Here is a 15085-nt window from a genome sequence, read left to right as displayed (position 1 = left end):
ACCATGAAGGATGGCTTTTTTCCTGCTTTTCTTTGCAAAATAAATAAAAATAGTTCGTTATGCAGTCAACCAGAATCCTGCCAAGGAGGCCAACGCCCCTACTCCAACCGAACTGACGACGTAGAGCGCCGCGCTTGCGTATCGTTGTCGACCCATAAGTCCTAACGTTTCATAGCCAAAAGTAGAGAATGTGGTGTACGCACCGCAGAATCCGGTTCCCCAGATCACCCAGATTACATCTGAGATCATTCCAGATTGATGCCACCCGTATAACAGCCCAAGCAACAGTGAACCAGTGATGTTAATGGTCCATGTCCCCCATGGAAAAGCCGTTCCCAGCAAGCCCGAGACCCATTTTCCCAGACTGAAACGCAGTACAGCCCCCAGTACACCAGCCAAACCAATCCATAAGATCATGAGGCATCACCCTCTTGTCTTGGCGATCCCAACATACGCTGTCCGATGCTCATTCCCAACGCACAAAACATTAATCCAGCCAACACACTTGCGATCATATAAAGGGCGGCATTCACCCATTCGCCCCCTTCGGATAAACGAACAATATCCAATGTAAACGTAGAGAACGTCGTAAATGCGCCGGTAAAACCTGTGCCAATTGCCAGTCGAAGTTGTGGTGTTATTTTGCCTGGAATAGCGATGGTAAAGAACCATCCTAAAAAAAGACTTCCCATCGCATTGATTAGCAGCACTGCCCAAGGGAACCCCCCATGGACAGTTGGTATCGCTAACTGTATGGCATATCGGGTTAATGTCCCAAGAAATCCACCCGCTCCTATATACATAAGCTCTTTCATGTTGTGTGCATCTCCCGATTGATCTGTCTGTTCTTAAAATTCCCTGCGCCGCTGTTGGTTCAGCCTGATCTTCGATTCGTTGCCTTGTTCCGTTGCCTCATAGAATACTCTACGTGAGAGCTGTTTTGGTAAATATTCCTGCTTCACATAATGCCCCGGGTAATTATGCGGATATTGATAGCCCTCATGTCCAAGTTTCACGGCACCCGAATAATGCGTATCTCGCAAGTGCAGCGGAACTTCTGCCGATTTCACCTCATCAATGGCGTTCATGGCTTTGGAGATGGCGGTGTATACCGCATTGGATTTTGGACTTTCGACCGCGAACAGAATCGCTTGTGCGATGTTCAGCTTGGCTTCGGGCCAGCCGTTATTCCGGTATGCATCAAGTGCTCCAATGGCCTGGGTCATGGCTTGCGGGTTCGCAAGCCCGATGTCTTCACTGCTTGCTGCAATCAGGCGTCGAATGAAGGTCATTGGGTCCATACCGAGCTTCTCCACCGCGTATAGAAACCAGAACAGCGCCGCATCACTAGACCCCCGGATACTCTTGTGAAAAGCAGACAGCACATCATACTGGGTAGATTCATCGGCTTTCACAATAGGGCGCCGAATAGACTCTTCAGCTACACCAAGCGTGATATGAATGGAGCCATCCTTCTCCGGTGGCGTCGTCAACGCTGCCAGTTCAAGTGCGTTGAGCGCACGCCGAATATCCCCATTGGCCATCGTGGCAATATGCTCAAGCGCCTCATCGTCTGCCTGTAATTCCATGAACCCCAGACCTTTGTCCGCATCGCTCAATGCTCTGCGCATTGCAATAAGGGAATGCTCCTTGTTCAGCGATTCCAACTGGAACAGGGTGGAACGGCTCATCAAGGCACCATTGACGTAATGAAAGGGATTCTCTGTTGTCGCGCCAATAAAAATAATCGTGCCCTTCTCTACCGCTGGCAATAACGCATCCTGACGTGAACTGTTAAACCGGTGTACCTCATCGAGGAACAGAATGGTTTTGGTTCCATACAGTTGTTTGTTCGTTTGCGCCTGTTCGATGACTTCACGCACATCCTTGACGGAAGCTTCCACTGCATTCAGACGAACGAACTGTCCCTGCGTTTGCTGAGAAATAATATGTGCCAGGGTGGTCTTGCCGCATCCCGGAGGGCCGTATAACAAGATGGACGAAATCTGATCCGCCTCAATGGCGCGCCGCAGTAATTTCCCCGGTCCAATAATATGTTCCTGTCCAATATATTCATCCAGATGCTCTGGCCGCATGCGGTCCGCGAGCAATCTGGCTTGTGGTTTGGAGTCCTGCTGAAACGAAAATAAATCCATTGCTCATCACTTCCTTAACGGATTACCTTAACTTGTGTACATTTACAATTCTGATGTATTACCACTCTCTATCATATCATACTCCCGCGGTAACATAGCCATAAATGCGCCAAGCGCACTGCTGACAAACGCATCCTTGCGTGTAATAAAACGAGTCATCATTCGGCTTATGCCAGAAGGGAGCGAATGTTTGCGAAGATTTCCACTTGCGATTTGCTGCCGAATCACAATCTCTGGTAACAGAGAAATCCCCATTCCAGACGTTACTCCACTAATAATTGCTTCCAGCGTTCCAAACTCCATAATCACTGGACGATTTATCCCACTTGAGAGCAACCACTCCTCTAAAATCTGTCGGTAGGAGCATCCCATGCTGTAAACAAGGATGGGTTTACGCGTAAGTTCCTCTTCTGGCCCCATACCCGACGAGACCACAAACAATTCTTCATCAAACACATCCACGGACTCGATATCTGGATGATCACAGGAACAACCAATAAAAGCCCCTTCCAATTCATACCCAATCACTTGATCAATAAGCATCTGCGAATTGCCCGTAGCTAGTGATAAGGACACATTAGGATACTGTTTATAATATTTTGCAAAAAGCTCAGGTAAACGAACCGCTGCGGCAGTCTGTGTTGACCCTATTCGCAACGGCCCTGATGGTATACTCGTCGCCCCAAGCGCCTTGGAAGCCTCATTCAGCAAACCAATAATTTTATCCGCATAGGTCAACAGCATCTCTCCCGCTGGAGATAACGTCATGCCTCGGTTATGACGAATGAACAACGTTGTACCCACTTCTGCCTCCAGATGCCTGATACGTGCCGTTACGTTGGATTGAACATACCCCAGTTTAGCAGCAGCTTTGGTCAGATTCCCTTCCTGTGCAACACACTGAAATATTCTAAGATCCCCGCTCTCCATGGTCCCCCCACTCTGACATCATTCAAAATGATATCCACTTCATTACCAATCATTATACTTCATGTGCAAACCGGACTACAATTCATGTAGATCCCTAACCAGTCCTCTGACTGGATGATAAGGAGTGTTCAGCATGACATACTGGAAAAATAGAGTTGCTTTGATCACAGGTGGCGGAACAGGCATAGGCCGTGCTGTAAGTTTAATGCTGGCAGAGCGTGGAGCGTTGGTCGCAGTCAACTATTCGCGCTCCAAAGATGCAGCAAGCGAGACTGTTCAACACATTTTGGATACGGGAGGCCATGCATTTGCCGTTCAAGCTAATGTTGCCAATGATCTTGATGTCCGGCGCATGGTCACCACGATAACTGAAACCTATGGCCCGATTACTGCACTTGTAAATAACGCCGGAATCACCCATCATATCCCTCTGCACGATCTGGAGTCTGTTACAGATGACGTCTGGAATGAGCTGATTGATGTCAATGTGAAAGGCATGTTTCATTGCGTGCGTGCAGTGACGGAAGGCATGAGACAGACTGGTGGGGGTTCCATCGTGAATCTGGGCAGCATTGCAGGCAGTACGGGTTCTGGCTCATCCCTCCCTTACGCCGTCTCCAAAGCGGCAGTTCACGGCCTGACCTTATCCCTTGCGCATGCACTCGCACCACACATTCGGGTGAATGCTATCGTCCCTGGCGCAGTTGCTACAAGATGGTGGGCCGGAAACGAGGAGCGAATGCATCGTCTCGGTGGAGAAGTGTTATTGCAGCATATTGCCTCACCTGAGGATATCGCACACATGATCTGTGCTGCGCTTGAACAGCAATCCATGACCGGGCAGCTCATTACTGTAGATAGTGGACAGACGTTATGAACTCCAGCCATGAAAAAGGTATCCGCACCACCCAACCCTTGAAGTATACAATTTTGATCATTTTGACAACGCTAATCATGGGTACTTCGTTTCCAGTTGGCAAGATCGGTATGTTATATGCTCCACCTTTCCTGCTCATGGGTCTACGTTATGTACTGGCAGGCAGCTTGATGGCCTGGTATCTACATAAACGCCCATTACCTACCCAGTGGCAGTCTTGGTTGAAAATAATCCTTATTGGCCTGTTCCAATCCGCAGGAGTGATGGGCTGCGCCTACTACAGCATGAACTGGATTACCTCTGGCGAATCAGCCATTATTACATTTACCAATCCGTTGCTGGTCATTATCCTCAGTGCTCTCTTATATAGACTGACCTACCGCTTCAGTCAGTGGATCGGTGTTATGCTCGGTTTCATGGGGATTATGTTTACCTTTGGATGGCAGATGAGTTTTAGTCCTGGCACCTGGATTGGATTCGGTGGTGCGATCTCCTTTGCCGTGTCCACAATTCTTATCAAACGCTGGGGCGATGACTACGATACTTTTGTCTTAACAGCCTATCAGATGCTCGCGGGAGGTGCTGCGCTTCTTCTACTGAGCGTATGGACTGAACATCCTCACTTTATAGTGAATACCACCTCGGTTATCGTACTGCTTTGGTTAACGCTTGTTTGCTCCATCATGCAATTCTCGCTTTGGTTTTATTTGCTGCAACATAGTGATCCGGCTCAAACCAGTTCCTATCTGTTCCTGGCACCATTCTTTGGTGTATTGTCGAGTTGGATCTTGCTGGGAGAACATGTCCAGTGGTTTGCATTGGCAGGTGGTTTACTCATTGGTGTTGGCATATTCCTGGTGAACCGTCGCTCATCCAGAATAAGAAATAGAGTAACATAACCCTGAACTTCCACTGTCGTTCTTTCTCGGAAGTTTAAGCATTCTTGCACAAATACAGAAAAGGCATGCGCTTATGGGACATTTCCCCATGAACGTCATGCCTTTTAATGTTTAACAGACTTTATTCACCCAAGTTCTGGCCAACCCTGAATAGTTACCGGCTCGCCATCGGGATTATGTGTTGCGGCCGCGTATTCTGGCAAATCACCATCATGGAAGAGCCACAATTCGTGCAAGGCCCGTGTACACCCCACGTACAGCAGCTTTGCATCACCGGCATTCGGCAGATAATGCTTCTGATCTACGTCTGCCACGATAACGGCATCAAACTCCAACCCTTTGGACAGATAAACAGGTAAAACGGAGTGTCCGCCCGTGTACTGCTTTTTGCCACCGTCGATCAGGTTCAGGTCCCAGCCTGCGGCCTGCAGTTCACGATGAAGTTCCTCTGCTTCATGAAGGGTACGGGTCAGGATGGAGACCGTTCGGTAGTCTTTGACAGTTAACACCTTCAAAGCCTGCTCCAGACTTGCCGTCCGCCCTTCGCCTCCATAAGCCAATGTCCGAACTGGATCACCACTACGGAAAACAGGGATCGCCGTAATCCCGCTCTTGACACCACGTTCCAGAATCGTATTGGCATAGTCGATAATTTCCATCGTTGAACGATAACTTCGGGTCAATGCAAAGTATGCATTCTGCTCCTCAGGAAACAAAGAACTCATCTCATCCCACGCATGAACACCACGGTACTCATGAATCCCTTGGGACAAGTCACCCAGTATGGTGAAGGAATGCCCTTTGACGAACTGATCCAATAACGCCACATGAAAAGGGGAAAAGTCCTGCGCTTCATCAATCACGACATGATCGAACCGCTCCGAACCCTCAATATCATGAACCAATGTATGAATGTATACCAATGCAGGCAGATCCTCTTCACGGACGATATCCTGCTTCAGATCTGCTGCCGTTTGTTTCATGACCAATTTTGGAATAAGCCCGCTGAGCGAGGCTGGCACTGTGCCACCCTTTGCAGCTTTGAACAGCTGTTTGTATAACGTAAGCGGCTCGTATTGAGGCCACTTCTTGGCATAAGCTTTCTCACGAGTAGATGCTTTTTTCTTGCGCTCTTTACGCACAGCTTCTGGCATTGGTTTCTTAAGTTCCATCTCAATCCAGCGGTGAACCCGCGCCATGACCCGTTCTTTGCGTTTGGCCAGCGGATAATGTTTGTATTCCTCACCGAACCAGTTCTCAATCTCCGTCTTGCTAAGCACCTTACCATCCCATGGACTGAAATCCATATCCGGTACGGAGTCCGCTTCCATCCCCGACAGCCACTCTCGAATAAGTTCCATGAAACGGATCGACCCTTTGTACCGTCCAGGTACATCATCATTCAATTCAGGCCGTGCATCTGGTGTTTCGAACCAGGTGTTGAGCGTATCTGACGTATTCGCCAAAGGCATCTCCAGCCCCAGCAGGTTCATCGCCCAATCCGGGAATGTCCGCTGCTGGATGTCCCCTACTCCGAGTTCCGGGAGCACATCCGAGATGTAATCCAGGAACATGTGGTTGGGTGCAAAAATAACCATTTTCTCCGCAGATACCTGCTCCTTGTACTGATACAGCAAAAAGGCCAGCCGATGCAGGGCAACCGTTGTTTTCCCGGATCCAGCCACACCCTGAATGATCAATGCGGTGTTTCTCGCCGCACGAATGATCAGATCCTGCTCCGCCTGAATCGTAGATACGATATCACGGAGCTTGTTATCCTTGTTCTCTCCCAGTCGATAAACGAGGAATTCATCCGATACCGCTGGCTGGTCGCTGTCACGGTTATATGTATCCGCCACACGTTCCAATATCCGCTGTCGAATGACAACGTTTCGTTTCAGGTACACCAGACCTTCAATTAGCCCTTCCGGGGCTTCATACGTTGCGGAGGCTTCGCCTCCTGTAAATGAGTAAAACAGGCTGGCGACAGGAGCACGCCAGTCGATGACGAGCGGATGCTCTCCCACCTCTTCGCGGTCTACGCCGACTTTGCCAATATACAGCGGTTTCCGTGCACCACTGCCCTGTTCTTCGAAATCCAAGCGTCCGAAATAGGGTTGCTGCGCGCTCTTGGACAAGGCGGTGCGGCGCTCTTCGCGTCCAGCTTCCAGCACTTGTTCTGTGAAGTCGTGGCCGGTATACACCGGAATATTTTGCAGTCGTTCTAACTGACTGTCCACTTCCTCCATCGTTCGCTCTAACCTGTACTCTTCTTCTTGATAGGCACTTTGAAAGCTGTCTGACATGTTTCAGTTACCTCCTAAGAATATGTTTTGCTCTGCATCACCAATCACTGACGACGCAAAAGGATACCCACTATATCATATTGATGCGAAAAAAGCTACAGCAACCTGAATGAACTCATACAAGAAAACCGTTGCTCACGCTCGTACTGAACGAATGAACAACGGTCTTAAGTAAAACTATAATCGATCTAGTTCTGATTCAATCTTGACCTTCCTGTGCCACAAACTGTTTCTGTGCTAATTCACGATACACCGAATGACTGCCAATCAATTCCGCATGTGTTCCTGTTCCAGTCACATGTCCATGCTCTAATACAACAATCTGATCGGAGTCCACCACGGTGGACAACCGGTGTGCGATTACGATCGTGGTTCTGCCTTCCATCAAATTGGACAATGCCTGCTGTACTTCGTATTCTGATGTACTGTCCAGACTGGATGTCGCTTCATCCAACATGAGAATATCCGGACTGCGCAGTAAGGCACGAGCAATAGCAATCCGCTGACGTTGGCCCCCGGATAACTTAATTCCTCTCTCGCCCACTTCCGTCTCATATCCCTGTGGCAACTTGTCGATAAAGTCGGCAGAATAAGCCATCTCGGCAGCTCGACGGATCTCATCCATCGTGACCTCACGGTCTAATCCGTACGTGATATTGTCTTTGATGGTACCCGCCATAAGGGGACTTTCCTGAGATACATACCCGATCTTGCTGCGCCAGGATGACAAAGAATAGTCCGTTATCGCTTGTCCCCCATACGAAATATGGCCTGAATCGGGCATATAAAACTGCTCCATCAAAGAGAACAGTGTTGATTTACCGCTACCGCTTGGACCAACAATCGCGGTCACTTTACGTGTAGGTACCGTCAGATTAATTCCGTGCAACACTTCTTCACCTGTGACATAGGAAAAGTGTACATCCTGGAACGCAATCGTCTCATTTCCTTTTGGAGCTACCTTGGTGCTGTGATGCGGCTCTTCCTCATCAGCAAGAATAGCTTGTATGCGCTCTGTCGCACCTACAACTTTTTGCAAACGGGAGTATAGTGTTGTGAACTGCCCCATTGGCATAATGACCTGGAACAACAGCAATATAAAGGCGACCAGTTCACCTGGTGACAGCATACCAGACGCTACACGCATTCCCCCTACACCAAGAATAACGACCAATACTGCCGTCATGACAAATGTAAATAAAGGACCGATCAGCGCAAGGATGCGTGCTTCCTGCAAGCCAAAAGCAAACATTTTACGAATCCGGGAATCCCCGGCTTCTGATTCCTGTTTCTCCGTCCCGTAGGCTTTGACCAATCGGATCTCACCAATAACCTGGCTAAGTACGGACGTAAGACCTGCCATCTCATCCTGCTGCTTCTTAGAGATTTTGTACATCTTCCTCCCCACTGGCAACAGGATCAACAGTGTAAGTGGCACCAGGCTCAGAATAATGAGTGACATCACCCAATCCAAATAAAAAAGTAACGCCACCCCACCTACAACGGCAACGATGTTCGACACAAAGGAGACCAGATAATCTGCGATTAATGTCATGATCTGGCTTGTATCATTCGTAATCCGGCTCATCGTATCGCCTGTCCGATTGCGATCGAAATATGGCATTCTCAGCGACAATACCTTGTTCCACAGCTTCGTTCGAAGCGTGGCGACCACACGTTGTCCTGCGTAATTTAACATATAAATGCTGATACCCGAGGCGATCGCCTGAATCACAAATGCACCGAGCAACAATAAAATAACCGATTTGTTCAGTGCCGAAGTGGTTAGTCCATCAATCAGACCCTTGGTCATCAGTGGCACAATCAGTCCGGCCGTCGTCTGAATCAAGGTCAGAATGAGGGCCAGAATCAGGATCAGTTTTGGCGGATTTGTGGAAGCGATAAGCTTGACGAAATCCTTAAATCCTTTTTTTCCTACCTTCGGTTCCTTCTGCTCTGCTTGCTGCTGTTCTTCCATTCCCGTTCCTCCCGTTCCCATCTGCTCACCAGAGATCATACGTATGAACTTACATGACGTTGCCTTTTGTTGGTTAACACAGCTTTACAATATCCCATGTAACACGAAATTGGCTAAAAAGAGGATGGAAATGCCATACATGACCACAGGCACCTGTTTACCTTGACCTGCTGCCAGCTTTGCTAATGGATAGGCAATAAATCCAAAAGCCATACCATCCACAATGCTATATGTAAATGGAATCATGACCATGATCAGAAATGCCGGAAACGCCTCTGTAAAGTCACCAAAATCCATATCTTTTACACCTTGCACCATCAGGCCACCAATAATGATCAAAATGGGTGCAATCGCACTGTCTGGAATGTAACCGAGTAGCGGGATGAAGAAAAAAGTAGCACCGAATAACACGGCTGTAACGAGCGGGGTTAACCCCGTGCGTCCACCTGCGGCGATCCCGGCTGTAGTCTCTGCTGCGGCGACTGGAGGACTGCTTCCGAATACGCCTGCCAACACAGTACTAATGGACAGAGCACGCAGACTGCCTTTGAAGCGCTCTGGACGACCAATCATCTGTGTCTGAGCGGTAATTAATCCGATATTTTCGAACACCACAATTAGCAGTAACAAAAATACCGCAATCCAGAACGCGACATCAGCCAGCTTCATTAGAGACAATTCGCCAAACAAGCCACCGTATTGACGCAGCGCATCCATCGCTGATACGGACTCACCCGGGTTCACTGCTCCAAGTACGTAGGCAAGGCCTGTCCCGATCAGAATACTAATCAGAAGTCCACCCTGTACATTACGTATAAATAAAATCAAGGCCAGTACTAGCGTAACGCAGGCCGTAATGACATTCGGATCATTAAAGTGCCCAATCGCGACAAATGTGGTCTGATGCGCGATCACGATTCCACTTTTTTGCAAACCAATAAATGTGAGGAACAAACCAATCCCCACCGTAATGCCATGCTGCAAATTTTTTGGAATTGCTTCGCTGATCATTTTATATAGAGAAGTAAACGCAACAATAGCAAACAGTATACCTGTAACGGTTACCACGGCCAGCGCTTCTTGCCAGCTTAATTTCATGGAATGTACGAGTGTATACGTGAAAAATGCATTAATCCCCATTCCGGGTACAACAATAATTGGTGATTTCCCGCCAAATGCCATGAGCAAACAGCCTGCAATGGATGTCAGCAAGGTTCCAACCATAGCTGCCTGCAAGGGCATTCCAGCATCGGAAAGAATTGTAGCATTGACCATAACGATATAGACCACGGCAAAATAGGAAATGGCTCCCGCCACAACTTCCTTCTTCCACTGGTCTCCTGGCTCCATGCCAAGACGTCTGGCCATCCATCCGTGTTTCATTTCGTTCTATTCCCCTCTCTATAGCCGCAAATTCTTTTATGTATGTATCATCATTTCGCGCAGCAGTGAATATCATACACGGTTTTGACGTTGAAGTACATGACGTAACTCTGACATTTCTTCAGGAATGCGGTTCGTCTATCATAGACGTTTGATGTCTCATCCGCTTCATCTTCCGGGTATAATCATACAAAAAAAGCGCAGACGCCTTATCGGCATCCACGCTTCTTCCGTCGGCAGCAAGTTACTGCTGCTTGTTCTCTGCAATTTCCAACAAATCCTTAATCGCAACACTGACCATAATCAGTCCGGCTACCGGAGGCACGAATGAGTTACTCGCAGGTGGCTGTTTGGCCTTGCGAATTTCCGGAGCATTCTCGGGAACGATTTTTTGTGTGACGTCTTCGCGTGGTTTCATCGGCTTTTCAGTCGAGAAGACCACTTTCACACCTTTTTTGATACCGTCTTTACGAAGTGTGGTACGCACAACACGGGCAATCGGGTCCATGGTCGTTTTCGAAATATCCGCAACCTGGAATTTCGTTGGGTCCATTTTATTTGCCGCACCCATACTCGAAATCATTGGAATTTTACGTTTGAGGCACTCTTTAATGAGATGGATTTTGTAGATAATCGTGTCGGATGCATCCAGCACATAATCCAGTTCATATTTGAACAATTCCTCATACGTTTCTTCCGTGTAAAACATATTCAATGCAATGGCATCACATTCCGGATTGATCAGTTTCACACGTTCCACCATCAGGTCCGCTTTTTTCTGTCCCACTGTCGTGGTCAGCGCATGGATCTGGCGGTTGATGTTGGTGATATCCACTACGTCTTTATCAATCAGGATGATGCGCCCAACGCCGCTACGGGCAAGAGCTTCTACAGCAATTCCACCTACGCCGCCAATACCGAGCACAGCGACTGTACTATTCTTCAATGCGTCCAGACCTTCAGGTCCGATCGCAAGTTCTGTTCTTGAAAATTGATGGAGCATTGAGAATCGATGCCTCCTTTATTTCTTTTCCGCTACCGGTTTACGGGCTACGCGGATATGAAGTTGTTCCAATTGCGAGTCATCCACTTCAGAAGGTGCATTCATCAACAGATCCGTTGCACTTGCCGTTTTCGGGAAGGCAATCGTTTCACGCAGATTCGTGCGGCCCGCCAGCAACATCACGAGGCGGTCCAGACCAAAGGCAATACCACCATGCGGTGGAGTTCCATATTCGAATGCTTCGAGCAGGTAGCCGAATTTCTCATTCGCTACTTCTGGAGAGAGTCCAAGGGCAGCAAACATTTTCTCCTGAACGTCACGTTTGTAGATACGCATCGAACCGCCACCTACTTCATAACCATTGAGAACAAGGTCATAGGCTTGAGCACGAATAGCACCCGGATCTGTGTCGAACAGATGTACATCTTCGTCTTTTGGACGTGTGAACGGATGGTGTTCTGCCACATAACGTTTGGCATCTTCATCATATCCAAGGAGTGGGAAGTCCACAACCCAAGCAAATTTGAATTTGCTGTCATCGATCAGGCCGAGTTGACGGCCGATTTTCAGACGCAATGCGCCCAGTACGTCAGCAACCACTTTTTTCGTGTCTGCGGAGAAGAGCAACAAGTCGCCATCCTCAGCACCTGTACGTTCTTTGACAGCTTCGATTTCTTCAGGTGTGAAGAACTTCACGATTGGCCCTTTGAACTCGCCGTCTTTTACTTGAATCCAAGCCAGACCTTTCGCACCGTAACGTGCAGCAAATGGTCCAAGATCATCGATCTCTTTACGACTCCATGTGCCACAGCCTTTAGCGTTGAGCACTTTCACTTCTCCACCTTTTTCGATGACGGAAGCAAATACTTTCACACCACTGTTTGCTACGATATCGTTCATTTCAACCAGTTCCATACCGAAACGCAGATCTGGTTTGTCTGAACCGTATTTACCCATTGCATCTGCATACGTAATCCGTTGGAAAGGCAGTTCCAGCTCAATGCCTTTGGTTTCACGCAACAATTTGGCCATCAGTTCTTCCATCATTGGCAGCAGGTCATCCTGTTGCAGGAAGGAAGTCTCGATGTCGACTTGCGTGAATTCGGGTTGACGGTCTGCACGCAGATCCTCATCCCGGAAACAGCGAGCGATCTGATAATAACGCTCAAGTCCACCCACCATCAGCAATTGTTTGTAGATTTGTGGGGATTGTGGCAAAGCGAAGAATTCACCTTCATGCACACGGCTCGGTACGAGATAATCACGCGCACCTTCCGGGGAGCTCTTCGTCAGGATTGGTGTTTCCACTTCAACGAACTCTTCTCCATCCAGATAGTCACGGAACACTTTGGATGCTTTAGAACGCAGTTTAAGTGTTTCGAACATTTCCGGACGGCGCAGGTCCAGGTAACGATATTTCAAACGAAGGGATTCATCCACTTCTACACCATCTTCAATGAAGAATGGAGGTGTTTTGGCTGCATTCAGCACTTCGATTTCTGTAATTTGAACTTCAATTTCGCCGGTAGGCAAGTTTTTGTTCACTGTTTCTGCATCACGTTTAACGACTTTACCCGTTACAGCGATAACATACTCGCTACGCACACGATCTGCGATTTGCAGAGCTTCGCCGGAATAAGCCGGGTTAAAGACAACTTGTACAATCCCGCTGCGGTCACGCAGATCGATGAAGAGTACGCCCCCCAAGTCACGGCGGGTTTGAACCCAACCGTTCAATGTTACTGTCTCACCGATGTGTGCGGGTGTTAATGCGCCGCAATGATGACTTCTTTTCATAACCAAACTCCTCATTATGTGAATTTCCGTTCTGTATGGGCAGTTATTACCTGCTCTTCAACAGTCCGGTTACGTGTAGACCATGTATTCGAAAAGGCTTGTTACCTCTGGCTCACCAACTCCCAATTCGTTGGAAACGTCGATGAACCTCAGTAATTTTGCCGGATCAATGTGTTAATCGAAAGTTTTAATTTCTATGTTACAGTTCGTGCTTATTTACTTTCGCGAATGGCTGCTACCAGATCATCAAGCTTCACGGTTTGTTGCTCTCCCGTATCCATCGACTTGAGGGCGATCTCACCACGCTCCAACTCGTCATCACCAAGGATGGCCGTATAGCGGGATTTGAAACGGTCAGCCGATTTCATCTGTGCTTTCATCTTGCGGCCCAGATAATCACGTTCCCCAGACAGTCCAGACTGACGAATTTTGAACAACAGTCGGTTCACTTCACGATCAGCGGCCTCTCCCAGAGCAACAAAGTACACATCCAGTGGAGTGAGCGTAGTCACCTCAATATTTTGGTGCTCCAGGATCAGTTGAATACGCTCCAGACCAATACCGAAGCCGATGCCCGGCTGATCAGGTCCGCCGATATCTCCAACGAGACCATTGTACCGGCCACCGCCACCAACCGTATCAATTGCTCCAATCCCTTGGGCTTTTAATTCAAACGCAGTCAGCGTGTAATAATCCAAGCCCCGTACCAGACGATTGTTCACAGCATAATCTACTCCGAAATCATCCAGGTATGCCTGCAGCTTGGCAAAGTGATTCAAAGACTCTTCATCCAGGCTATCCAGTATGGAAGGCGCCCCTACGAATTTGTCCTGATCGACTTTGCAGTCGAGTACACGCAGCGGATTGCGCTCCATGCGAGACTGGCAGTCCTTGCACAGGCTGTCTTTCATCGGTCTGAGGAACCCAAGTAATGTCTCGCGGTATTCTGCACGGCTAGTCGAGTTGCCAACGGAGTTGATCTCCACTTTAACATCCTTCAAGCCGAGCTCTACACACAACTGGTAGCCCAGTGCGATGACTTCGGCATCAATCGCCGGGTCCAGTGCACCGATGGCTTCTACACCAAACTGGTGGAACTGACGCTGACGACCTGCCTGCGGACGCTCATACCGGAACATCGGACCGATGTAATACAACTTGCTCACATCCGGTTCGCCGTAGATTTTATTCTCTACATACGCACGGACAACACCGGCTGTTCCCTCTGGACGAAGAGTCATGCTGCGATTGCCTTTGTCATCAAAGGTATACATTTCTTTCTCAACGATATCGGTAGTCTCTCCTACACCACGTACAAATAAAGAAGTCTGTTCGAAGATCGGTGTACGAATCTCGCGGTAATTAAACCGTCGACACAGATCTCGTGCTTTTTCTTCTACGTACTGCCATTTCTCGACAACTCCAGGAAGTAAGTCCTGCGTCCCCGTCGGTTTTTGAAAAGCCATCTTGATCCCTCCAGCATTGATTTTTTTCTCTGTATAACAAAAAAATCCCTCGCCCTGTCGCTGTATATACAGCAAACAAAGGGACGAGAGATTGTGTAATATACATTCACCCGTGGTACCACCCACATTTCGGAAACCTGACACTTTAGCCGTTCAGGTGATCTCTGATGATTCAGGATTGCCTATTGCACCCTGATCAAGCAGATATTCCGCTCTACGTGTAACGCACGTCCTGCGCAGGCCGGCTACTGGTCAACAGATCATGTCTGCCATGTTCGCCGTCTGTTCTC

12 protein-coding genes are annotated in these 15085 nt (G+C 48.3%); 2 read left to right on the top strand and 10 right to left on the bottom strand.

Annotated features, from left to right (window positions below; translation table 11 throughout):
* Positions 1 to 57: 57 nt before the first annotated feature.
* Genes crcB through MKY73_RS05385 form a run of 4 tightly spaced genes read right to left on the bottom strand, consistent with a single transcriptional unit; the run spans position 58 to position 3086 of the window.
* Entirely contained in the window at positions 58 to 417 is a 360-nt protein-coding gene (crcB, locus tag MKY73_RS05400; RefSeq protein ID WP_339306058.1) for a fluoride efflux transporter CrcB, read from the bottom strand.
* Positions 414 to 815 carry a CrcB family protein gene (locus MKY73_RS05395; RefSeq protein WP_339306056.1) on the bottom strand — a complete coding sequence of 134 codons (402 nt, stop codon included), beginning with the start codon at positions 813 to 815 and terminating at the stop codon, positions 414 to 416. Before MKY73_RS05395 ends, crcB begins: the two co-directional genes overlap by 4 nt.
* 33 nt (positions 816 to 848) lie before the next feature.
* Positions 849 to 2156 carry a replication-associated recombination protein A gene (locus tag MKY73_RS05390; protein WP_339306054.1) on the bottom strand — a complete coding sequence of 436 codons (1308 nt, stop codon included), beginning with the start codon at positions 2154 to 2156 and terminating at the stop codon, positions 849 to 851.
* A 42-nt stretch (positions 2157 to 2198) separates the two neighbouring features.
* On the bottom strand, positions 2199 to 3086 hold the full coding sequence (locus MKY73_RS05385; protein ID WP_339306052.1) for a LysR family transcriptional regulator: 888 nt from the start codon (positions 3084 to 3086) through the stop codon (positions 2199 to 2201).
* A gap of 133 nt (positions 3087 to 3219) precedes the next feature.
* On the opposite strand from MKY73_RS05385, the gene MKY73_RS05380 reads away from it, so the two are divergent.
* On the top strand, positions 3220 to 3963 hold the full coding sequence (locus MKY73_RS05380) for an SDR family NAD(P)-dependent oxidoreductase (RefSeq protein ID WP_339306050.1): 744 nt from the start codon (positions 3220 to 3222) through the stop codon (positions 3961 to 3963).
* Entirely contained in the window at positions 3960 to 4862 is a 903-nt protein-coding gene (locus MKY73_RS05375; RefSeq protein WP_339306048.1) for an EamA family transporter, read from the top strand. The genes MKY73_RS05380 and MKY73_RS05375 overlap by 4 nt, the downstream gene beginning before the upstream one ends.
* A 125-nt stretch (positions 4863 to 4987) precedes the next feature.
* On the opposite strand, the gene MKY73_RS05370 is transcribed toward MKY73_RS05375, so the two are convergent.
* The 6 genes from MKY73_RS05370 to hisS form a co-directional block, all read right to left on the bottom strand.
* Positions 4988 to 7168 (bottom strand): UvrD-helicase domain-containing protein, encoded by a 2181-nt coding sequence (locus MKY73_RS05370; protein WP_339306046.1) that lies wholly within the window; start codon positions 7166 to 7168, stop codon positions 4988 to 4990.
* Positions 7169 to 7367: 199 nt separating this feature from the next.
* Complete coding sequence (locus tag MKY73_RS05365; protein ID WP_339306044.1) at positions 7368 to 9146, bottom strand: ABC transporter ATP-binding protein; 1779 nt, start codon at positions 9144 to 9146, stop codon at positions 7368 to 7370.
* An 84-nt stretch (positions 9147 to 9230) separates the two neighbouring features.
* A complete protein-coding gene (locus MKY73_RS05360; protein ID WP_339306042.1) occupies positions 9231 to 10529 on the bottom strand; it encodes an NCS2 family permease in 1299 nt (432 codons plus the stop codon).
* Between the two features lie 244 nt (positions 10530 to 10773).
* Positions 10774 to 11532 carry a tRNA threonylcarbamoyladenosine dehydratase gene (locus MKY73_RS05355; RefSeq protein WP_091020457.1) on the bottom strand — a complete coding sequence of 253 codons (759 nt, stop codon included), beginning with the start codon at positions 11530 to 11532 and terminating at the stop codon, positions 10774 to 10776.
* Between the two features lie 18 nt (positions 11533 to 11550).
* Positions 11551 to 13329, bottom strand: a complete 1779-nt coding sequence (gene aspS, locus MKY73_RS05350) for an aspartate--tRNA ligase (protein WP_091027644.1) — start codon at positions 13327 to 13329, stop codon at positions 11551 to 11553.
* 212 nt (positions 13330 to 13541) lie between these two features.
* On the bottom strand, positions 13542 to 14795 hold the full coding sequence (gene hisS / locus MKY73_RS05345; protein WP_339306040.1) for a histidine--tRNA ligase: 1254 nt from the start codon (positions 14793 to 14795) through the stop codon (positions 13542 to 13544).
* Between the last annotated feature and the right edge of the window lie 290 nt (positions 14796 to 15085).

Source organism: Paenibacillus sp. FSL R5-0519 (genome assembly GCF_037974275.1).
GTDB lineage: Bacteria > Bacillota > Bacilli > Paenibacillales > Paenibacillaceae > Paenibacillus.
The sequence above is the reverse complement of the archived record's forward strand: the minus strand, read 5'-3'. Positions and strand labels throughout refer to the sequence as shown.